The organism is Streptomyces sp. NRRL F-2664 (assembly GCF_000719345.1).
Lineage (GTDB): Bacteria > Actinomycetota > Actinomycetes > Streptomycetales > Streptomycetaceae > Streptomyces.
In genome coordinates this window covers 1-20,965 of record NZ_JOFX01000042.1, presented here as the reverse complement: position 1 = coordinate 20,965, position 20,965 = coordinate 1, and the positions used below count along the sequence as shown (strand labels likewise).

The following is a 20,965-nucleotide window of genomic DNA, read 5'->3' as shown; positions in this document are numbered from 1 at the left end:
TCAGCGGGTTGCGCGGTGCCAGGTGGGGTGGTTCCGGGTGGTCGAGGTGTGGAGTTCGGCGTCAAGGCCGAGGACCGTCGTGGTGGTGGTGCCGTCCGGTTCCAGGACGGCCGCCGGGGCGCCCGCGAAGAGCATGCGCGACTCGGCCCAGGCCGGGGGGCCGCCGAGGCCGGAGGTGCTGATCGTGCCGCTGTCGGCGCGGCCCGCCACGTGGCGGCCCGCCGCGCCGACCGCGCCGTAGCCGGCCCGGCCGCCCGCCTCCGTGACGCTGGAGACCTGGGGCCGGGTCGCGGAGCCCGCCGTGACCACGGCGGTGCGCACCACCCCCGAGTCGGGGCGCCGGAAGTACAGGCGGACGCCCGCGCCGTCCGGGGACGCCGTCAGGGGGACCGTCGTGGCGGGCAGGCCCGTCGGTGAGGGCCCGCGCAGCGGGCCGTCCGGGTCGGCCTGGGTCCAGGCGAGCACCGAGGCCGTCGTCGTCGCGTACACGTGCCGCCGCCCGGCGGCGTCGACCGCCGTGACCGGGTCGCCCTGCAGGTCCTCGCCGCCCAGCCGCTGCCAGGGCGAGAAACCGCCGTCCGGCTGCTGGGTGGACGCGCGCAGCGTGCGGCGCGCGTCGCGCAGGTAGACCGTCAGCAGTCCCCGCCCGTCCACGCCGGCCGCGGGGGCGCTGATCGCCGAGGTGCCGTCGTCGTCGCCCTGCTCGGGGGTGCCGAGCGACTGCCACGCCCCGAACGTCCCGTCCGGCGCGGACTGGACGGCGTACACCACCTCGCGCCGGTAGTCGGCGGGGGCGGGGCCGAGGGCGGTGCGGGTGGCGAGGACGCCGACCCGCCCGTCGGGCAGCCGGACGGCGGTCGCCCCCGGGTCGATGCCCGGTTCGGCGCCCGGACCCGTGAGGAAGACGGGCTTCTCCCAGACGCCGCCGGCGTCGCGCCGCCAGTACGCCATGCGGCCGTCCAGCACCGTGAACGCCCACAGGCGGCCCGGCGTCCCCTCCGTCAGCCAGGACGCGTGGTCGGCGCGGGTGTAGCGCAGCGACTGGGCCCAGTTGCGCCCGGTCGGGTTGCCCGCGACCTTGCGGTCGCCGCATCCCGAGGGGCTGCCGCAGTGGTCCTGGTGGTCCTGCCAGGCGTAGGTCCGCAGGTAGCCGGTCTTCGCCTCGGCCGTCTGCGGGTCCAGCGAGTGCGGGAGCGTGCTGTTGTGGTAGCCGAGGTAGCTCTGCACCGAGAAGTGCGGGCGCCGCTGCACCTGTTGGGCGTAGGCGGCGGTGGCGGCCTGCACGAAGCGGGCGCCGTACATGTGGTCCTGGTGGTCGGTGTAGCGGCCGCTCTCCGGGTACCGGCCGGGCGTCGGGTCCTGCATCCGTAGCGTCGTGGGCCGGTACTGCTCCAGGACCCCCGCCACCGTCTGTATCAGCTGGTCCTTCGTGTACGAGAAGCCCTGTTTGACCGGGGTCCCGGTGGTGAGCTGGGACTCCAGCGCGGGTATTCGGCCGTTCCACAGGCCGCGCAGGCTCTCGGGCGTGTCCCCTCCGGTGCTGCGGGCCTCGCGCAGCATCAGCCACACCAGGCTGACCTGCGGCTTCGCTATGAGTACGTCGATCTCGGCGCGGCCGCCGCCGGCGGTCGGCACGGCCGTGCGCCGCCACGCGCTGGTGCGGTCGCCGGTGGCCATCTGGGCGTAGGCGGAGCGTATGCCGTTCTGCCGCGCCTCCGCGTAGTGGGCGCGGTCGGCGGGCTGTTCGGGATCGCGGGCGGCGTCGCCCTGCGCCTGGTTGCGGCCGTCGGACTCGCCGGAGGTGAGGTAGGCGGTGGTGACCTGGGTGCCGGACCGGAGGGAGCGGCTGAGGTCGGGGTTCATGAAGAACAGGTCGTCGTCGGGGTGCGCGACGACTTGGACGACCGATCCGGCGGTGACGCTCGCGGGCAGCGCGACCGTCGGGTTCTTCCCCTGGGCGGCCCCGGAGGCCTGCTGGCCGGAGGCCACGGAGAGGACGGAGAGTACGCCGGTGGTGCCGGCTGTCAGCACGGTGAGCAGGACCGCGAAGCGGCGACGGGTCACGGGCATCGGGCACGCCTTGGGTTCGGTCCGGGCAGGGCAGGACGGGACAGGACAGGACGGAACAGGTCAGGACAGGACCGGACAGGACTGGACAGGACAGCGAACTGATTCGTTGAGCAGTCAGAAAGAGTCCGAATCGGCGGACTTGGTTCACCGCAACGGCCGATGACTGCTGCTGTCCGGGGGCTGACGGATGTGGTCCGCGGCGTGTCAACCGTGCGTCTTGCGGCGCTTCACCGTGCCGCCACGCGGCATGTCACGGTGCCGCGTTGCGCGGGCCCACCGGCTGCCACGGCGCCAGGTAGGCGTCCGGGGCGTCCGCCGACGAGGTCACGTACAGGCGTGCGTCGAGCCCCACCACGGCCAGGCTGACCAGGTTCCTCCCCGTCATCGTCGAGGACGGCGCCCCGACGAACATCAGCGGGGACCGCCCCCACGGCCGGCCCGGCCCGACCTCCGAGCCCAGCTGCCCGCCCGCCGTTCGGCCCGCCAGCACGTGCCCGCTCGCCGTCACCGACCCGAAGCCGTTCAGCCCGCCGAGGTCGGTCATGTGGTTGACCTTCAGCCCGCCCTCGGCCGTCAGCAGTGCCGTACGGACGTTGCCCGAGCCGGGCTTGCGGAACCAGAGCCGTACCCCGCCCTCGCGGCCCTCCGCCGTCAGCGGCAGCGTGGTGTCCGGCAGCCCGGTGGCCGTGGCCCGGCCCAGCGGAGCGCCCGGCTCCGGCTGCGCCCAGCCGACGACCGACTTCGTCGTCGCGGCCAGGACGATGCGCCGCCCCGCGCCGTCGGTCGCCGTGACCGGAGCGCCGTGCAGGTCCTCACCGCCGTACCGCTCCCACGGGCCCCAGCCGCCGTCGGCCTGCTGCACCCGGCCGCGCAGACCGTGGGCGCCGTCGCGGACGTACGCCGCCAGTCGCCCGGTGCCGTCGACCGAGACGGCCGGCGCGCTGATGTCGGAGGTCGACGTCTCGTCGGCGGCCTCGGGCGTGCCGAGCGACTGCCACTCCCCGAACTCCTCGGTGCCGGGCGCCCTTTGGATCGTGTGGACGACCTCACGGCGGTAGTCGGCGGGCCGTGCCCCGAAGGAGGTACGGGTACCGAAGACCGCGATGCGGCCGTCCTCCAGGGTCACGGCGGACACGCCCGGGTCCATGCCGGCCCCGGGCAGCAGGTCGGGGCCGCGCCAGGGGCCGACCGGGCCGGGTCGGTGCCAGACGGCGACCCGGCCGTCCAGCACCGCGAACGCCCACAGGCCGTGGTCCTCGTCGGAGGTCAGCCAGTTGGTGCCGGTGCCGCCGGCGTAGTGGACGGTGTCCGTCCAGCGGTTGCCGGCCGGGCGGTCGGAGATCTTGAGGTCGCCGCAACCGGCGTCGCTGCCGCAGTGGTTCTGCCGGTCGAGCCAGGCGTAGGTGTCGAGGCTGTCCAGCTTTTCCTTCGCCTCCTGCGGGTCCAGCGCGCTGGGGAGGGAGCCGTTGACGTAGCCGACGTAGTTCTGCACCGCGAAGTGCGGGCGGTCCCTGACGTCCTCGGCGTAGGCGGCCGCGGCCATCTGCACGAAGCGGGCGCCGTAGAGGTGGTCCTGATGGTCGGTGTACTGCCGGGTGTCCGGGTACCGGCCGGGGGTCGGGTCCTGGAAGCGGAGGGTGGTGGGCCGGTACTGCTCCAGGACACCGGCGAGCGTCCGGACGACCTGGTCCTTCGAGTACGCGAACCGCTGCTTGACCGGGGTGCCGGAAGAGAGCATCGACTCCAGGCGGGTGATCCTGCCGTCCCAGAGGCCGTGCAGGCTGTCCGGGACGTCGGCGTGGCCGTGGCCGGCTTCGCGCAGCTGCAACCAGACGAGGTGGACCTGGGGTTTGGCCATGAGGACGTCGACCTCGGCGTGGCCGCCGCCCTTCGTCGGTACGGAGGTCCGCTTCCAGGCGCTGCTGCGGTCGCCGGTGGCCATCTTGGCGTAGGCGGCGCGGATGCCGTTCTGGCGGGCTTCGGCGTAGGCGGGCTTGTCCGGGGCGGTCGAGCCGGTCGGCGGGGTGGCGGCGGTCGAGCCCTTGGCGGGGGCGGCGTTTATTCCGTCGGCCTCGCCCGCGGTGAGGTATACGGAGGTCACGGGATGGCCGGCGGATATGGAGTACCGGAGGTCGGGGTTGAGGAAGTACAGGTCGTCGTCGGGGTGCGCGACGACCTGGACCACCCGGCCGGCGTCGGGCACGGCGCCGGCGGCCACGGGTGCGGTGGCCGCGGTGTCCGGGGCCGCGGGGGAGCGGTCGAGGCCGGCGAGGGCCTGGTGGCCCCTGACCACGAACATGCCGGTGGCGGCCAGGGCCGCGCAGAGGGCGACGCCCTTGACGAGGCCGGCCCACCGGTGGCCCCGGCGCGCCTCCCCGGCGCCCGGCCGCCCACCCCGACGCCGCTGCGTCCCGGCCGCTGACGCCGGTACGGGCCCGTCGGGAGCCGCTGGCCGACGGGGTGCCCGTGCCTGCTGCGGCGCGACGGCCGCGGGCTGCTCCGGACGGGCGCCGGCCTCGCCGGCCCCGCCGTGTCGGCCGTCCCCACCCGGCTGCGAGGCGTGGGGAAACTGACGCATCGCGTCGGGGCGTTGAGGCTGGTCGGGCAGGTGGGTCTGGTGGTACTGCCGGGCCTCCGGGCTCCGCCCGTGCTGCCCGTACCCCTCCTGCCGGTACGCCGGATCCGCCTCCGGGACCGGCACTCCGCCCGGCCAGGGGCCCGGTCGGGGGTGTCCGTCGGGCATGGGGCGGGGCTCCTTGTGGCCGGTCGGCGGGGAGCGGGCCCCATCACGCGACAAGTATTCGGATCATCCGATAAGCCACGCCATGGTACGTCCCGGTGAGTCGAACGCCTGCTCCGGCTAGGCTCGTCCCCGGCAGGTCAGGGCAGTGCGAGCAGTCAGCGCAGAGCAGTCGGTGCAGTGCAGTGCGCTGCAGCACAGCGCAGAGCCCGGGCAGTGCAGAGCCCGGGCAGCACAGAGCCCGGGCAGTGGCAGCGACGACCGCGGGAGGCGGCGGGATGACGGTCCCGGGACGCAGGAGCAGCACCTTCATCCGACTGCTCCGCAGCGGTTTCACCGACCCCTCCGCGGCCGCCCGGCTGCTCGACTGCGACGTGCTCTCCGCCGTCCGCGCCGATCCCGTCCTCCTCGACGCCCTCGGGGCGACCGCCGACCCCGACCTCGCCCTGCGTGGGCTGGTCCGGCTCGCCGAGGCCCAGCCGGCCGGCGACCTCCCCGGGCTCCTCGACACCCTCGTCAGCGCCAAGCCCCTCCGCGACCGCCTCCTCGGCGTACTCGGAGCCTCCGAGGCCCTCGGCGACCACCTCGCCCGCCACCCCCGCGACTGGCGCGGCCTCGTCACGTACGAGGCCGCGGACCTGCATCCCGGACTGCCCGAGTTCGAGCGCGGCCTCGCGGACGCCCACGACCCCGTCGCCCTGCGCGTCGCCTACCGCCGCTGCCTGCTCTCCATCGCGGCCCGCGACGTCTGCGGCACCATCGACGTCGCCCAGACCGCCGCCGAGCTCGCCGACCTCGCCACCGCCACCCTCCGCGCGGCCCTGCGGATCGCCACCGCCGCCGCCCCCCAGGACGCGGCGCTCTGCCGCCTCGCCGTCATCGCGATGGGAAAGTGCGGCGGCAACGAGCTCAACTACGTCTCCGACGTCGACGTGATCTTCGTCGGGGAGGCGGTGAACGGCGCGGCCGGCGGCGACGAGTCCAAGGCCCTCCAAGCCGCCACCCGCCTCGCCTCCCACCTGATGCGCATCTGCTCGGAGACCACCGTCGAGGGCACCATCTGGCCCGTCGACGCCAACCTCCGCCCCGAGGGCCGCAACGGCCCCCTCGTCCGCACGCTCTCCTCCCACCTGGCCTACTACCAGCGCTGGGCCAAGACCTGGGAGTTCCAGGCGCTCCTGAAGGCCCGCGCCGTCGCCGGCGACGAGGCCCTGGGCTCCGCCTACATCGACGCCATAACGCCCCTGGTCTGGCAGGCGGCCGAACGCGACAACTTCGTCCCCGACGTCCAGCAGATGCGCCGCCGCGTCGTCGACAACATCCCCGCCGCGCAGGTCGACCGGGAGCTCAAACTCGGCCCCGGCGGCCTGCGCGACGTCGAGTTCGCCGTCCAGCTCCTCCAGCTCGTCCACGGCCGCAGCGACGCCACCCTGCACTCCGGCACCACCCTCGACGCCCTGCACGCCCTCGCCGCCGGCGGCTACGTCGGCCGCGCCGACGCCGCCCAGCTGCACGACGCGTACCGCTTCCTGCGCACCATGGAGCACCGCATCCAGCTCTACCGGCTGCGCCGCACCCACCTCGTCCCCGAGGACGAGAACGACCTGCGGCGCCTGGGCCGCTCCATGGGCCTGCGCACCGAACCCGTCGCCGAGCTCAACAGGGCCTGGCGCCGGCACGCCTCCGTCGTACGCCGCCTGCACGAGAAGCTCTTCTACCGGCCGCTGCTCGACGCCGTCGCCCAGCTCGCCCCCGGCGAGACCCGGCTCTCCCCGCGCGCCGCGGGCCAGCGCCTCGAAGCCCTCGGCTACGCCGACCCGGCCTCCGCGCTGCGCCACCTCGAAGCCCTCGCGTCCGGCGTCACCCGCAAGGCCGCCATCCAGCGCACCCTGCTTCCGGTGATGCTGGGCTGGTTCGCCGACTCCGCCGACCCGGACGCCGGCCTGCTGAACTTCCGCAAAGTCTCCGACGCCCTCGGCAAGACCCCCTGGTACCTGCGGCTGCTGCGCGACGAGGGCGCGGCCGCCGAGAACCTCGCCCGCGTCCTGTCCGCCGGCCGCCTCGCCCCCGACCTGCTGATGCGGGCCCCGGAGGCAGTGGCCCTGCTCGGCGACCCCGAGGGACTGGCGCCCCGTACGCAGGAGGCCCTCTGCCAGGAGGTCCTCGCCGCCGTCGGGCGTGCCGACACTCCCGAGGCGGCGGTCGCCGCGGCCCGCGGGGTGCGCCGCCGCGAGCTGTTCCGTACGGCCGCGGCCGACATCATCGGCTCCTACGGTACGGAGGACAGCCCGGCCGAGGAGGACCACGGAGCCCTGGTCGACCGGGTCGGCGGGGCCGTCTCCGACCTCACCGCGGCGACCGTCGCGGGCGCCCTGCGCGCCGCCGTCCAGTCGCACTTCGGCGACACCCTGCCCACCCGCTTCGCCGTCATCGGCGTCGGCCGCTTCGGCGGCCACGAACTCGGCTACGGATCCGACGCCGACGTCCTCTTCGTGCACGAACCGCGCGAGGGCGTCGACGAGCAGGAGGCGGCCAAGGCCTCGCAGACCGTCATCGCCGAGATGCGCAGGCTGCTGCAGCTCCCCACCGCGGACCCGCCGCTGCTCATCGACGCCGACCTGCGCCCCGAGGGGCGTTCCGGCCCGCTGGCGCGCACGCTGGCCTCCTACGCCGCCTACTACCGACGCTGGTCGCTGACCTGGGAGAGCCAGGCGCTGCTGCGGGCCGAGCCGGTGGCGGGCGAGGAGGAGCTCGGGCGGCGCTTCATCGAGCTGATCGACCCGCTGCGCTACCCGGCCGAGGGGCTCGGCGAGGACGCCGTGCGTGAGATCCGCCGTCTGAAGGCGCGGATGGAGTCGGAGCGGCTGCCGCGCGGAGCCGATCCGACCCTGCACACCAAGCTGGGCCGCGGTGGACTCAGCGACGTCGAGTGGACCGTCCAGCTGATCCAGATGCGGCACGCCTGGGCCGAACCGGGCCTGCGGACCACCCGGACCCGCGAGGCCCTCGCGGCCGCGCACGCGGCCGGCCTGATCCCGACCGACGAGGCGCAGATCCTGGACGAGGCCTGGGTCCTGGCGACCCGGGTCCGCAACGCCGTGATGCTGGTGCGCGGCCGCGCCGGGGACACCTTCCCGTCCGAGGCCCGCGAGCTGGCGGCGGTCGGCCGCTACCTCGGCTACGCCGAAGGCACGGTCGGTGAACTGCTGGACGACTACCGCCGCATCACCCGCCGCGCCCGCGCGGTGGTCGAGGAGTTGTTCTACGGAGGCTGACCGCCCGCGCACCGCCGGGCACCACCGCGCACGCACCGCGGCAGCGGGCCGTGCCGAAGTTCTGGGTCCAGTAGGAGTTCGGCTGGGCGAGGCCGATGCCGATCTCCTTGAAGGAGCAGTTCAGGATGTTCGCGCGGTGGCCGGGGCTGTTCATCCAGCCCTCCATGACCTTTTCGGGCGTGCTGTAGCCGTAGGCGACGTTCTCGCCGTACGTGCTCCACGCGTAGCCGGCACGGGTGATGCGCGTGCCGGGGTTCGAGCCGTCGGAGCCGGTGTGGGACATGTTGCTGTGGGCGGCCATGTCCGCGCTGTGGTCCTGCGCGGCCTTCGTGAGCTTCGCGTTCAGGGTGACGGCCTGGCATCCGGCGGCGGCGCGCTCCTGGTTGACCAGGGCGAGGACGGCGGCGACGGAGCCGGAGGCGGCCGGCGCGGGCGAGGTCTGCGGCGGCTGCGGCGCCTGCGGCTTCCTGGTGGCCGGCGGCTTCGCGGGCTGCGGCTTCGCGATCTGCGGAGGCTGCGCCTGCGTCGGCTGCGCCTGCGGGGGCGGGGCGGGCCGGGTGGGCTCCGCGGCCGGCTGTTCGGTCGCCGGCGGGCTGGTCGGCGTCGTGGGGACGTCCACCGGGACCATGGTGTTCGGGTCGGCCGAGGGCACGTACTGCCACGGGCGCTGCGCCTGGTGGCTCACGGTCCGGGTCCGGCCGGAGTCGTCGCCCGTGTCGAAGCAGGCCATGGCGGCCGTGGGAACACCCACGATTCCCAGTGCGCTGACGCCGATGACTATCTTCCGGTACTGCTTCTTCTTCCGATGCTTCTGCATGCGTAACCTCATTCGGTGATCGCGAAGCCTCCGGCGCCGGAACTGCGGGACGCCGGAATGGTCGACATTCTTAGAAGCCCGCCATTGGCCTGGCAAGTTTCCGATTCGCGAGCGCCCCGGGGATTCGGCGCGCGGCTTGAAAGAGGCCGGTGATCGTGCATGGTCACGATCAGGTCACTGTCACCGCCATGTGATGTGTTTTCAGGACCGGCCGTGACCAGGGAAGTAGGGCCAAGGTAAGGCGGTCGTCGGGATTCCGTTCCCGCAGGAGAGGGGAATGTCGAATCCAAAAGGGACAAATGACGAAATGTCGACGGGGTGGCCCGCCCGAGAAGCCCTCCGGCGCCGGGACCCGTGTCGTGACGCATGTCACGCAACCGGCTGCCGGATCGCTGCGTCGTGAACGCCTGCCCTGTTTCCGCGGGACTCATTCGGAGGAATTGCCGACGGGGCCGTGAATGATCAGGTCGACGGTGGGCGTGATCGCCGGGAAGGGGAAACGCCGGGGTACGCGGGCGCCGCTTCGGTCGTCATCGGCTGGGTCGGCAGCGAGCGCGTGAGCGCGGCGGTCGGCGCCGGGGGTTCAGCCGGTGCTCCCACCACAGGGCCGCGGCGGGGCGCCAGGCGTACCGTGTCGCGCTCGGAGAGCAGCAGCCGCGAATCGCGCAGCCGCAGCCGGGCCGTGGGTCGAATGCGTTTATGGGGTTGTCGGGAGCCGAAGTGCCCGGGAATTGCCCTGCGCGCCAGCTCGGTTGGGGTGATCAATCCGCCCGGGCGAGAGGGGAGGGGGAGGTAGGGAAGGTCATTTCCCCGGTTATTGGTCCTTGGGGTTGTGCGTCACCGGATATCGATCCGCCGGGTCGTGGAAACCTCGATCCGGAGCGCAGCCCGGGCGCGAGCTGCAGCGTGACCGCCGTACAGGCGGAACCCGTGCGCCGCCTGACGGAGCCCCCCGGAGCGTGGACCAGGCCGCGCACGTGTACGGGCGGCCCACGGGCGACCCGGAGCCGTCCGTGCCGGTGCTGTCGGCAGAGGTGGACCCGGCCTGGACCGGCCGGTCCGACCTCCCGGTGCAGGAGGTGGTCCGCGGCCTCGGAGAGATCGGTGCTCCGGCCGTTTCGGCGGCGCCCCTCCTGCGTAGGATCCTGGCGCAGGAGGGACGGCTCAGCCGACCCTTCGCCCGGGTGCGGATCCTCACCGATCAGGCGTACGTGCGCACGCTCACCGAAGCCCTGGAAGGGATCGCCCCCGGTACGGGGGCGGCCCACGCCCCCGCACGCGTACCCGCAGCCCGGCAGCGGGGAGTAGTCGTCAGGTGGTCGCCATGACGTTCACGGTTCGCCGCGCGGGCCCGTACGACGGGGACGTCCTCGGCGCGATCCACGCCGCCGCCTGGGAGGCGGCGTACGCGCCCTTCTTCGATCCGGGATTCGCCGCGGACGGGATCGCGAGCAGGCGTACCCGCTGGCACGCACGGCTCGCACAGCAGGACTCCACGATCCTGCTGGCCGAAGCGGACGGCCGGCCGGTGGCCATGTCCGTATACCGCCCGTCCTCGACCAGGCCCGGCCTCGCCGAGATCCTCTCCTTCTACAGCCACCCGGAAGGCTGGGGAACGGGCGTCGCCGCTGTCCTGATGACCGAGACGCTGGGGCACCTGCGCGGTGCCGGGTTCGCCCGGGCTCATCTGTGGACGCTGCGCGACACCCCACAGTCGCGGCGCTTCTACACCAAGGCCGGTTTCACCGAGAGCGGCGCCGTCCGCGCCCACGACTTCGGCGACGGGCGGCCGCTGACCCAGGTCGAATACGAGCGCAGGAGCGTCGGGGCCTAGCGGGTGCGGAAACGGTTCAGGAGCTCCGACGCCGGATGCGGGCCCGTGTGCTCGGGGTGCCGGGGCAGGCGGTGCGGCATCGCGCCGTACCAGGAGCGCGAGACGGTGTAGCCGAACGCCAGGCAGATCATGCCGCCGACGGCGTCGAGCCAGAAGTGGTTGGCGGTGGCCACGATGACGACGAGGGTCGCCGTCGGATAGAGCAGACCCAGGATCCGCGCCCAGGGGGCCGAGGCGACCGCGAAGATCGTCAGCCCGCACCAGAGCGACCACCCTATGTGCATGGACGGCATCGCAGCGTACTGGTTCGACATGTTCTTGAGGTTCCCGGAGGCCATCGAGCCCCAGGTGTGGTGGACCAGTACGGTGTCGATGAAGTTCTGCCCGTTCATCAGCCGCGGCGGCGCGAGCGGGTAGAAGTAGTAGCCCACCAGAGCCACGCCGGTGGTGGCGAAGAGGACCAGGCGCGTGGCGGCGTACCGGCCCGGATGGAAGCGGTAGATCCACACCAGCACGCCGATGGTCACGACGAAGTGGAGCGTCGCGTAGTAGTAGTTCATGCCCACGATCAGCCACGTCACGGAATTGACGGCGTGGTTGACCGACTGCTCCACGGCGATGCCGAGGGTCTGCTCGACGCTCCAGATCCAGTCGGCGTTCGCGAGGGCGATCGACTTCTGCTCGGGCACGGCGTTGCGGATCAGCGAGTAGGTCCAGTAGCTGATGGCGATCAGCAGGATCTCGAACCAGATCCGCGGCCGGCGCGGGACGCGCAGCCGGGCGAGCGGGGCGCGGTCGGACGCCGGGCGGGTCTCGGTCTCGACCACTACGGGTGAGGAGACGTCCGTCCGGGTTTCCAGTGTCTTCACGCTCGATTCACCCATGGGGAGAGAGTCTGCCAGATGAGCTCCCGCCTCCGATCATCCCTCGGTACGGTCTTCGGCGCAGCCGGTCCGTCTCAAGTACGAGAGGCGCTGCGCCGCTGGCCGGGGCCCGAGGCCGTGGAGCCGCGCACCACCAGTTCCGGCAGGAACACGAACTCACTGTGCGGGGCCGGCGTACCGCCGATCTCCTCCAGCAGGGTCCGCACCGCCGCCTGGCCCATCGCCTGCACGGGCTGGCGGATGGTGGTCAGCGGCGGATCGGTGAAGGCTATGAGCGGGGAGTCGTCGAAACCGACGACCGAGACGTCGTGCGGTACACGCAGCCCCTGCTGGCGGGCGGCGCGGATCGCACCGAGCGCCATCATGTCGCTCGCGCAGACCACCGCCGTGCAGCCGCGTGCGATCAGCGCGGACGCGGCGGCCTGGCCGCCTTCGAGGGAGTAGAGGGAGTGCTGGACCAGTTCCTCGGTCTCGGCCTCGTCGAGGCCGAGGCGCTCCTTCATCCCCGCCCGGAAGCCCTCGATCTTGCGCAGGACCGGCACGAAGCGCTTCGGTCCGACCGCGAGGCCGATCCGGGTGTGGCCGAGCGCGGCGAGGTGGGTGACCGCGAGGTGCATCGCGGCGCGGTCGTCGGGGGAGACGAAGGGGGCCTGCACCTTGTCGGAGAAGCCGTTGATCAGGACGTAGGGGACGCCCTGCCCGCGCAGTTGGTCGTAACGGCCCATATCGGCCGTGGTGTCGGCGTGCAGGCCGGAAACGAAGATGATCCCGGAGACGCCGCGGTCGACGAGCATCTCGGTCAGCTCGTCCTCGGTGGAGCCGCCGGGCGTCTGCGTGGCGAGGACGGGCGTGTAGCCCTGGCGGGTCAGCGCCTGGCCGATGACCTGGGCGAGCGCGGGGAAGATGGGGTTGTCCAGCTCGGGCGTGATCAGGCCGACGAGGCCGGCGCTGCGCTGGCGCAGGCGTACGGGGCGCTCGTAGCCGAGGACGTCGAGCGCGGCCAGCACTGATTCGCGGGTGCCCGCGGCCACACCGGGCTTGCCGTTGAGCACGCGGCTGACTGTGGCTTCGCTGACCCCCGCCTGGGCTGCGATGTCGGCTAGCCGTGCGGTCACGGGATTGGACTGTACCGGCCGCCACGTCAAAATGCCCACCACGTGCACGAATCCGGGGGAAGACGGACGGTGCGGCCGTCGGTCTCGACGGGGGAGCTGGAGAGTACGGGGCGCCCGGGTGCGGGGAGTTCCACGGGGTCGGGGCGGGTGTTGAGGGTGCAGGCGAAGCCGGGGCGCGTGAAGAGGAGCACTCCCTCGGGGGCGGGGAGCCAGCGCATCCCGCCGGGATCGGGGGATGCACCGGCCTCGGGGGCGCCGAGGCCGGGCATGGCCCGGCGCAGCTCCAGGGCGGCGCGGTAGAGCTCCAGCGTGGAGTGGGGGTCGCCGGTCTGGGCGGCGACGCTGAGCCCGGCCCACTCGGGGGGCTGCGGCAGCCAGCTCCCGGCCGGACCGAACCCGTAGGGGGGCTCCGCGCCGGCCCAGGGGATGGGGACGCGACAGCCGTCGCGCAGCCCGTCCTGCCCTTCCGCCTCCGGCGCGGTCTGCAGATCGGGCTCAGGCCCGGGCCCACTGCCGGGCTGCGCCCGACCGGCGCCCTGCGCCTGCGGCGCGCTCTGCGGTCCGGGGACGGCCCCGGTCCGGTCGCCTGGTTCCGCCCGGTCGGGGTTCTGCGCCTGCGGCGCGGGCTGGACGCGCGCGGTGGTGTGCGGGCGGGCGGGGATCTCGGCCGCGGGCCGGGTTCGGGGCGTCGGCGGCGGGGTGGGGGGTTCGGCGGGGCGCGGGGCGACGACGGAGGGGGACTGCGGGCGGCGCCCGCGGCGGAAGGCGGGGTCCTGCCGGGATTCCGGGGGGAGGGAGGCGACCTCCGGCAGGCCCAGTTCCTCGCCCTGGTAGAGGTAGGCCGAGCCCGGGAGGGACAGCATCAGCATGGCCGCGGCGCGGGCGCGGGCCAGGCCCTGCGCCCCGCCCCCGTAGCGGGTGACGTGGCGGACCACGTCGTGGTTCGACAGGACCCAGGTGGTGGGGGCGCCGACCGAGGTGGTGGCGGACAGCGACTCGTCGATCACCGTACGCATCGCCTCCGGGTCCCACGGGCAGGTCAGGAAGCGGAAGTTGAACGCCTGGTGGAGCTCGTCCGGGCGGACGTACAGGGCGAGCCGCTCCGAGGACGGGGCCCACGCCTCGGCGACCCCGATGCGCGACCCCTCGTAGGAGTCGAGCAGCCGCCGCCACGAGCGGTGGATCTCGTGGACCCCGTCCTGGTCGAAGAACGGCAGCGGTTCGGTGCCGATCAGCGTGGCCTGGGCGCCGCGGCCGATGTCCGGCAGGCCCTCCGCCTTGACCATGCCGTGGGCGACGTCGATGCGGAAGCCGTCGACGCCGAGGTCGAGCCAGAAGCGGAGGATCGAGTCGAACTCCGCCATGACCTCGGGGTGGGTCCAGTCCAGGTCCGGCTGCTCGGGCGCGAACAGGTGCAGGTACCACTCGCCGTCCGCGACCCGCGTCCACGCCGGACCGCCGAAGATCGACTCCCAGTCGTTCGGCGGGAGGTCCCCGCCGGGTCCCCGCCCGCGGCGGAAGAGGTAGCGCTCCCGCGCCCCCGGCTCCCCGGCGAGCGCGGCCCGGAACCACGGGTGCTGCTCCGAGGTGTGGTTAGGGACCACGTCCACGATGACCCGCAGCCCGAGCCCGTGGGCGGCCCGGACCAGCTCGTCGGCGTCGGCGAGGTCGCCGAAGAGCGGATCGACGGCCCGGTAGTCGGCGACGTCGTAGCCGCCGTCCGCCTGGGGGGAGACGTAGAAGGGGGTGAGCCACACGGCGTCGACCCCGAGGCGGGCGAGGTGGGGGAGGCGTTGGCGGACACCGCGCAGGTCGCCGATCCCGTCGCCGTCGCTGTCGGCGAAGGAGCGTACGTACACCTGGTAGATGACGGCTTCGCGCCACCAGTCACCGCTCGCAGTCGTCGCGTTGCTGTAAGCGCTTGCAAGGCCGACGGCCGTCGACTCATGGGTCATATCGGGGTCAACGCCGCCACTGCCCCCCTGGTTGCGGGCCCGGGCAGTCGAAGACGACTCGAACTAACAGCAAGCTGCGGCAACCGTCCGGACACACGGATGTAACGATCGCCTCCGCTTGCAGAAAGTTTGCGCAAGGCCTTTCGGTCCTCTTTCAGTCTTGTTACGTTCCTGGCAACTCGGGACCGCGAGGGCGCGGCCGGGATCATCGAAGGAGTTCATATGCGGCGTGGCATAGCGGCCACCGCGCTGGTCGCGGCCCTGGCGCTCGCGGCGACGGCTTGCGGCGGTGACGACAAGGGCGACGGCGGGACCGACGCCGGCGGCGAGCTTTCCGGCACGGTCACGTGGTGGGACACCGCGAACGACGCCGAGAAGGCCAGCTTCCAGAAGATCGCGGAGGCGTTCACCGCGAAGCACCCGAAGGTCACCGTCAAGTACGTCAACGTCCCGTACGGCGACGCGCAGAACAAGGTGAAGAACGCCTTCAGCAGCGGTTCCGACGCGCCTGACGTGATCCGCGCCGACGTCGGCTGGGTCGCGGACTTCGCCTCCCTCGGCTACCTCGACGAGGTTCCGGCGGACATGGCGAAGAAGGTCGACAGCGAGTTCCTGCCGCAGGCCGCGGCCAGCGGCAAGTACGAGGGCAAGACCTACGCCGTGCCGCAGGTCATCGACACCCTCGGCCTCTTCTACAACAAGAAGATGCTCGCCGACGCCGGCGTCGAGCCCCCGAAGACCCTGGCGGAGCTGAAGACCGCCGCCGAGGCCATCAAGGCGAAGACCGGCAAGGCCGCCCTCTACCTGCGCGGCGACGACTCCTACTGGTTCCTCCCGCTGATCTACGGCGAGGGCGGCGACCTCGTCGACGCGAAGAACAAGACGGTCACCGTCGACAACGAGGCGGGCGTCAAGGCCTTCAAGACCGCCCGCGACCTGGTCGCCTCGGGTGCGGCGATCACCAACGCCACCGACGGCTACGCCAACATGCAGACGGCCTTCAAGACCGGCGAGGCCGCCATGATGATCAACGGTCCGTGGGCCGTCGCCGACACCTACGCCGGCGACCAGTTCAAGGACAAGGCCAACCTCGGCATCGCCGCCGTCCCGGCCGGCTCCGCCAAGGCCGGCGCCCCGCAGGGCGGCCACGACCTCGGCGTCTACGCCGGCTCGAAGAACCGCGCCGCCGCCCACGCCTTCGTCGAGTACATGACCTCGCAGGAGGTCCAGGTCCAGTCCGCCAAGGAGCTGAGCCTGCTGCCGACCCGTACCGCCGCCTACGAGCAGCCGGACGTCAAGAGCAGCGAGATGGTCCAGTTCTTCAAGCCGGCCGTGGACAAGGCCGTCGAGCGCGCCTGGATCCCGGAGAACGGCTCCCTCTTCGAGCCGCTGAAGGTCGAGTACACCAAGGCGATCACCGGGGCGTCGAGCCCGGAGGACGCGGCCAAGGCGGCCGGTATCGAGTTCCGCAAGATCCTCAAGGGCTGGAAGTAACGAAACGATGGCTGCTGACACCAGCCAGTCGGTGGTGAAGGCCGCGGACGACGGAGTCGGGAACGACTCCGCCGTCCGCGGCCGGAGCCGCTGGACTGACAGCGGGAACACAGGCAAGACACGGAACGAAGGCGGCCTCAGGCGCGCCCTCGCCACGCACTGGTACGCCTGGACCATGGTCGCCCCGGTGGTGCTCGTCCTCGGCGTGATCATCGGCTGGCCGCTCGTCCGCGGCATCTACCTGTCGCTGACCGACGCCAACGAGCGCAACGTCGCCCGTGACATCGGCGCCCGCCACATCGACGCCAGTTACGAGTTCATCGGACTCGACAACTACACGGCCGTCCTCGGCGACCCGGTGTTCCTGCAGCGGCTGGTGTGGACGGTCATCTGGACCGTCGCGTGCGTGTCCATCACGTTCGTGCTCGGACTGACCCTCGCCAACATGCTCAACCGGCAGTTCCGGGGCCGCGCCGCCTACCGCATGGCGCTCATCCTGCCCTGGGCCGTGCCCGGCTTCGTCTCCGTCTTCGCCTGGCGGTTCCTCTTCAACCGCGACAACGGCATCCTCAACAAGGTCCTCGACGGCGGCGGCATCGTCGCCGTGCCGTGGCTCGACGACCCCACCTGGGCCAAGTTCTCCGTCATCGCCGTCAACGTCTGGCTGGGCATCCCCTTCATGATGGTCGCCCTCCTCGGCGGCCTGCAGTCCATCCCCGGCGAGCTGTACGAAGCCGCCGAGATGGACGGCGCCAGCGCCTGGCAGCGCTTCCGGCACATCACCCTGCCCGGACTGCGCGCGGTGAGCATGACCGTGATCCTGCTCTCCACCATCTGGACCTTCAACATGTTCCCGGTGATCTTCCTGCTCACCCGCGGCGGACCGGGAGACTCCACCGAGATCCTGGTGACCCAGGCCTTCCGGGAGGCCTTCATCACGAGCCCGCGCGACTTCGCCGTCTCCGCGACGTGGGGCGTACTGATCCTCCTGCTGCTCATGATCTTCGCGCTGGTCTACCGGCGCTCGCTGCGCAAGCAGGGAGAGGTGTGGTGACCATGACCAGCACGCGTACCCGGGGCAGCCGCTCCCCGCTCGCCTCCGTCGGCCTGCACGCCACGCTCGTCGTCGCATCCGTCGTCGCCGTCTTCCCCGTCCTGTGGATCCTGCTGACCTCGCTCAAGCCCGCGCAGCACGCGATCACCACGGACTTCGTCAAGGAACCCACGCTCAGCAACTACACGTACCTGCTGGAGTCGAGCCACTTCCTGGACTGGTTCCTCAACTCCGTCCTGGTCGCCGGCGTCACCACCGTCCTCGGTGTCTTCATCGCCGCCACCACCGGATACGCGGTCAGCCGCTTCAAGTTCCCCGGCATGAAGCCCCTCATGTGGACCCTGCTCATCACGCAGATGTTCCCCATGGCCATCCTGATCGTCCCGCTCTACAACCTGATGGGACAGCTCGGGCTGCTCAACCAGCCCGTCGGCCTGATCATCACCTACCTCACCATCGCCGTGCCGTTCTGCGCATGGATGATGAAGGGCTTCTTCGACACCATCCCCGTCGAGATCGACGAATCCGGCCGCGTCGACGGGCTGAACCCCTTCGGCACCTTCTGGCGGCTGATCCTCCCGCTCGCCAAGCCCGGCCTCGCCGTCACCGGCTTCTACGCCTTCATCACCGCATGGGGCGAGGTCGCCTACGCCTCCGCCTTCATGGTCGGCGACGAGAACCTCACCCTGGCCGGCGGCCTGCAGACCTTCGTCACCCAGTACACCTCCAACTGGGGTGCCATGAGCGCCGCCTCGGTCCTCATCGCCATCCCCGCGGCGATCTTCTTCGTATTCGCCCAGCGTCACCTCGTCGCCGGGATGACGGCAGGCGCCACCAAGGGCTGACCACCCGAGCCTGCCCGTTCCACCTCCCGGCCCGACCTCTTCAAGGACGACATGACCCAGCACCTCGCCGACGCACTTCCCACCACCACCGGCACCCTGCCCGGCTGGTGGAGAGACGCGGTGATCTACCAGGTCTATCCGCGCAGCTTCGCCGACTCCAACGGGGACGGCATGGGGGACCTCGAAGGCATCCGCAGCCGCCTGCCCTACCTCAAGGACCTGGGCGTCGACGCCGTCTGGCTCAGCCCCTTCTACGCCTCCCCGCAGGCCGACGCCGGCTACGACGTCGCCGACTACCGGGCCATCGACCCCATGTTCGGCACCCTGCACGACGCCGACGCCGTGATCCGCGAAGCCCACGAACTCGGCCTGCGCATCATCGTCGACCTCGTCCCCAACCACTGCTCCGACCAGCACGAATGGTTCAAGCAGGCACTCCGCGAAGGCCCCGGCACGCCGCTGCGCGAACGCTTCCACTTCCGCCCCGGCCAGGGCGAGAACGGCGAACTCCCGCCCAACGACTGGGAGTCGATCTTCGGCGGTCCCGCCTGGACCCGCGTCGCCGACGGCGAGTGGTACCTGCACCTCTTCGCCCCCGAGCAGCCCGACTTCAACTGGGAGCACCCCGCCGTCCAGGACGAGTTCCGCTCCGTACTGCGGTTCTGGCTGGACCTGGGCGTCGACGGCTTCCGCATCGACGTCGCCCACGGCCTCGTCAAGGCGCCCGGCCTGCCCGACCTCGGCCGCGACGAGCAGCTCAAGCTCCTCGGCAACCAGGTGCTCCCGTTCTTCGATCAGGACGGCGTCCACGAGATCTACCGCAGCTGGCGCAAGGTCCTCGACGAGTACGCCGGCGACCGCATCGGCGTCGCCGAGGCCTGGACCCCCAGCGCCGACCGGACCGCCCTCTACCTGCGGCCCGACGAGCTCCACCAGGCCTTCAACTTCCACTACCTGACCACCGGCTGGGACGCCCCGGCGCTGCGCGCCACCATCGACGAATCCCTCGACTCGATGCGGACGGTCGGCGCACCCACCACCTGGGTGCTGTCCAACCACGACGTCGTCCGCCACCGCACCCGCTTCGGCAGCCTGGACCGCGCCCGCGCCGCCGCGCTGCTCATGCTGGCCCTGCCCGGATCGGCGTACGTCTACCAGGGCGAGGAACTCGGCCTGCCCGAGGTCACCGAGCTGCCCGACGACGTCCGCCAGGACCCCTCCTTCTTCAAGGAGAACGGCCAGGACGGGCTGCGCGACGGCTGCCGCGTGCCGCTCCCGTGGTCCGGCGACCAGGCCCCGTACGGCTTCGGCACCGGCGGCAGCTGGCTGCCCCAGCCCGCCGAATGGGCCGGCCTGAGCGTCGAGGCCCAGACCGGCGACCCGGCCTCCACCCTGGAGCTGTACCGCTCCGCCCTGCGCGTGCGCCGCGCCCACCCGCAGCTCGGCGCCGGCGACGCCGTCGAGTGGCTGCCCGCACCCGAAGGCGTCCTCGCCTTCCGCCGCGGGGACTTCGTCTGCACCGCGAACACCACCGGTGAGCCGGTACGCCTGCCCGCCCCGGGCACCGTCCTGCTGACCAGCGGCGAACTCGCCGAGCCCGACGTACTCCCCGCCGACACCACGGTGTGGTGGCAGGGGTGACCTCCGCGCTGCGGCTGACGGACATCGCTGCGCAGGCCCAGGTCAGCGAAGCGACGGTCAGCCGTGTGCTCAACGGCAAGGCGGGCGTCGCGGCCGGCACCCGGCACAAGGTGCTGGCCGCGATGGACCTGCTGGGCTACGAGCGGCCCGTCCGGCTCAAGCGCCGCAGCAACGGCCTGGTCGGACTGCTCATCCCGGAGCTCACCAACCCCATCTTCCCGGCGTTCGCCCAGGTCATCGAACAGGCGCTGGCCGGACACGGCTACACCCCGGTGCTGTGCACGCAGACACCGGGAGGAGCCACCGAGGACGAACTGGTCGAGCAGCTGGAGGAGCGCGGCGTCACCGGCATCGTCTTCCTGTCCGGACTGCACGCCGACGCGCACGCCGACCCGGCGCGCTACCAGCGCCTCGCCTCCCGCGGGCTGCCGTTCGTGATGATCAACGGCTTCAACGAGCACGTGAACGCCCCCTTCATCTCCCCGGACGACCGCGCCGCGGCCGAGATGGCCGTACGGCACCTGCAGGACCTGGGGCACGAACGGATCGGCCTGGCCATCGGCCCGACCCGCTACGTGCCCTCGGCCCGCAAGGAGCAGGGCTTCCGGGCCGTCGTACCGGACGCCGAGGCCGAGGGGCGGATCCAGCGCACCCTCTTCACGGTGGAGGGCGGGCACGCCGCGGGCGGCGCCCTCCTCGACCGCGGGTGCACCGGCATCGTCTGCGGCAGCGACCCGATGGCACTCGGCGTCATAAGGGCCGCACGCGAACGCGGCCTGCGGGTGCCGCAGGACGTGTCGGTGGTCGGCTTCGACGACTCGCCGCTGATCGCGTTCACGGACCCGCCGCTGACCACGGTCCGCCAGCCGGTCCGGGCGATGGCGACGGCGGCCGTCGGCGCCCTCCTGGAGGCGGTCTCGGGAACCCCGGTCCAGCGCACGGAGTACGTCTTCCAGCCGGAGCTGGTGGTACGCGGCTCGACGGGCCAGGTGCCGGCGGGGTAGGGGTCGGCGGGTGGCGGGGGTGGGGTGCTCGGGTGCTCGGGGGCTCCACCCCCGCGGCTCCCCGCTCCCGGCCGGTGGTTGCCCACCCGCCGCGGTCGGCGGTGGGGGCGGGGGCGGGTTGCCTGCGGGTCGGGATCCGGGGGCGGGCTTCGATGAATCGGTGTGGGGGAGGGTCTGGGGGTTTCCCGTCAGTCCCATCGTCCTTCCGTGCCGGGTCGGTCCGTCAAGGGCGCTCCC

At 72.4% G+C, this 20,965-nt stretch carries 14 protein-coding genes; 8 read left to right on the top strand and 6 right to left on the bottom strand.

Annotated elements, in window-relative coordinates; all coding sequences use genetic code 11:
• Positions 1 to 2,070 (bottom strand): PIG-L family deacetylase, encoded by a 2,070-nt coding sequence (locus IF89_RS0128690; RefSeq protein WP_030774216.1) that lies wholly within the window; start codon positions 2,068 to 2,070, stop codon positions 1 to 3.
• A 250-nt stretch (positions 2,071 to 2,320) separates the two neighbouring features.
• On the bottom strand, positions 2,321 to 4,813 hold the full coding sequence (locus IF89_RS0128685; RefSeq protein ID WP_051807761.1) for a PIG-L family deacetylase: 2,493 nt from the start codon (positions 4,811 to 4,813) through the stop codon (positions 2,321 to 2,323).
• Positions 4,814 to 5,088: 275 nt separating this feature from the next.
• Between IF89_RS0128685 and IF89_RS0128680 the strand changes: the two genes are divergently transcribed.
• Positions 5,089 to 8,085, top strand: a complete 2,997-nt coding sequence (locus tag IF89_RS0128680; RefSeq protein ID WP_030774210.1) for a bifunctional [glutamine synthetase] adenylyltransferase/[glutamine synthetase]-adenylyl-L-tyrosine phosphorylase — start codon at positions 5,089 to 5,091, stop codon at positions 8,083 to 8,085.
• Here the strand turns inward: IF89_RS0128680 and IF89_RS0128675 are convergent.
• Complete coding sequence (locus tag IF89_RS0128675; protein ID WP_063831360.1) at positions 8,036 to 8,902, bottom strand: CAP domain-containing protein; 867 nt, start codon at positions 8,900 to 8,902, stop codon at positions 8,036 to 8,038. The genes IF89_RS0128680 and IF89_RS0128675 overlap by 50 nt on opposite strands.
• A 959-nt stretch (positions 8,903 to 9,861) precedes the next feature.
• Between IF89_RS0128675 and IF89_RS0128670 the strand changes: the two genes are divergently transcribed.
• Complete coding sequence (locus IF89_RS0128670) at positions 9,862 to 10,230, top strand: hypothetical protein (RefSeq protein WP_030774204.1); 369 nt, start codon at positions 9,862 to 9,864, stop codon at positions 10,228 to 10,230.
• Positions 10,227 to 10,736 (top strand): GNAT family N-acetyltransferase, encoded by a 510-nt coding sequence (locus tag IF89_RS0128665; RefSeq protein ID WP_030774201.1) that lies wholly within the window; start codon positions 10,227 to 10,229, stop codon positions 10,734 to 10,736. The genes IF89_RS0128670 and IF89_RS0128665 overlap by 4 nt, the downstream gene beginning before the upstream one ends.
• Here the strand turns inward: IF89_RS0128665 and IF89_RS0128660 are convergent.
• The 3 genes from IF89_RS0128660 to IF89_RS42525 all read right to left on the bottom strand — a co-directional run bounded on the left by IF89_RS0128660 (position 10,733) and on the right by IF89_RS42525 (position 14,690).
• Complete coding sequence (locus IF89_RS0128660) at positions 10,733 to 11,620, bottom strand: phosphatase PAP2 family protein (protein ID WP_051807759.1); 888 nt, start codon at positions 11,618 to 11,620, stop codon at positions 10,733 to 10,735. The two genes, IF89_RS0128665 and IF89_RS0128660, sit on opposite strands and share 4 nt — an antisense overlap.
• A 74-nt stretch (positions 11,621 to 11,694) precedes the next feature.
• Positions 11,695 to 12,735 (bottom strand): LacI family DNA-binding transcriptional regulator, encoded by a 1,041-nt coding sequence (locus IF89_RS0128655; RefSeq protein WP_030774196.1) that lies wholly within the window; start codon positions 12,733 to 12,735, stop codon positions 11,695 to 11,697.
• 26 nt (positions 12,736 to 12,761) lie between these two features.
• Complete coding sequence (locus tag IF89_RS42525) at positions 12,762 to 14,690, bottom strand: glycoside hydrolase family 13 protein (protein WP_043194527.1); 1,929 nt, start codon at positions 14,688 to 14,690, stop codon at positions 12,762 to 12,764.
• A gap of 222 nt (positions 14,691 to 14,912) precedes the next feature.
• Here IF89_RS42525 and IF89_RS0128645 point away from each other — a divergent pair, with 222 nt between their 5' ends.
• From IF89_RS0128645 to IF89_RS0128625, 5 genes are read left to right on the top strand one after another with little or no spacing between them, the layout of a single operon-like run.
• Positions 14,913 to 16,184 carry an extracellular solute-binding protein gene (locus tag IF89_RS0128645; RefSeq protein ID WP_030774191.1) on the top strand — a complete coding sequence of 424 codons (1,272 nt, stop codon included), beginning with the start codon at positions 14,913 to 14,915 and terminating at the stop codon, positions 16,182 to 16,184.
• Positions 16,185 to 16,191: 7 nt separating this feature from the next.
• Positions 16,192 to 17,238 carry a carbohydrate ABC transporter permease gene (locus IF89_RS0128640; protein ID WP_030774189.1) on the top strand — a complete coding sequence of 349 codons (1,047 nt, stop codon included), beginning with the start codon at positions 16,192 to 16,194 and terminating at the stop codon, positions 17,236 to 17,238.
• A gap of 2 nt (positions 17,239 to 17,240) precedes the next feature.
• A complete protein-coding gene (locus IF89_RS0128635; RefSeq protein WP_030774187.1) occupies positions 17,241 to 18,083 on the top strand; it encodes a sugar ABC transporter permease in 843 nt (280 codons plus the stop codon).
• 51 nt (positions 18,084 to 18,134) lie between these two features.
• On the top strand, positions 18,135 to 19,724 hold the full coding sequence (locus IF89_RS0128630) for a glycoside hydrolase family 13 protein (RefSeq protein ID WP_030774184.1): 1,590 nt from the start codon (positions 18,135 to 18,137) through the stop codon (positions 19,722 to 19,724).
• Positions 19,712 to 20,728 (top strand): LacI family DNA-binding transcriptional regulator, encoded by a 1,017-nt coding sequence (locus IF89_RS0128625; protein WP_420706975.1) that lies wholly within the window; start codon positions 19,712 to 19,714, stop codon positions 20,726 to 20,728. Before IF89_RS0128630 ends, IF89_RS0128625 begins: the two co-directional genes overlap by 13 nt.
• Positions 20,729 to 20,965 lie beyond the last annotated feature (237 nt).

Bases quoted from the DNA above. Each gene is read 5' to 3' on its own strand.
- IF89_RS0128690 (WP_030774216.1), bottom strand. From the start codon at position 2,070: ATGCCCGTGACCCGTCGCCGCTTCGCGGTCCTGCTCACCGTGCTGACA.
- IF89_RS0128685 (WP_051807761.1), bottom strand. From the start codon at position 4,813: ATGCCCGACGGACACCCCCGACCGGGCCCCTGGCCGGGCGGAGTGCCG.
- IF89_RS0128680 (WP_030774210.1), top strand. From the start codon at position 5,089: ATGACGGTCCCGGGACGCAGGAGCAGCACCTTCATCCGACTGCTCCGC.
- IF89_RS0128675 (WP_063831360.1), bottom strand. From the start codon at position 8,902: ATGCAGAAGCATCGGAAGAAGAAGCAGTACCGGAAGATAGTCATCGGC.
- IF89_RS0128665 (WP_030774201.1), top strand. From the start codon at position 10,227: ATGACGTTCACGGTTCGCCGCGCGGGCCCGTACGACGGGGACGTCCTC.
- IF89_RS0128660 (WP_051807759.1), bottom strand. From the start codon at position 11,620: ATGGGTGAATCGAGCGTGAAGACACTGGAAACCCGGACGGACGTCTCC.
- IF89_RS42525 (WP_043194527.1), bottom strand. From the start codon at position 14,690: ATGACCCATGAGTCGACGGCCGTCGGCCTTGCAAGCGCTTACAGCAAC.
- IF89_RS0128645 (WP_030774191.1), top strand. From the start codon at position 14,913: ATGCGGCGTGGCATAGCGGCCACCGCGCTGGTCGCGGCCCTGGCGCTC.
- IF89_RS0128640 (WP_030774189.1), top strand. From the start codon at position 16,192: ATGGCTGCTGACACCAGCCAGTCGGTGGTGAAGGCCGCGGACGACGGA.
- IF89_RS0128635 (WP_030774187.1), top strand. From the start codon at position 17,241: ATGACCAGCACGCGTACCCGGGGCAGCCGCTCCCCGCTCGCCTCCGTC.
- IF89_RS0128630 (WP_030774184.1), top strand. From the start codon at position 18,135: ATGACCCAGCACCTCGCCGACGCACTTCCCACCACCACCGGCACCCTG.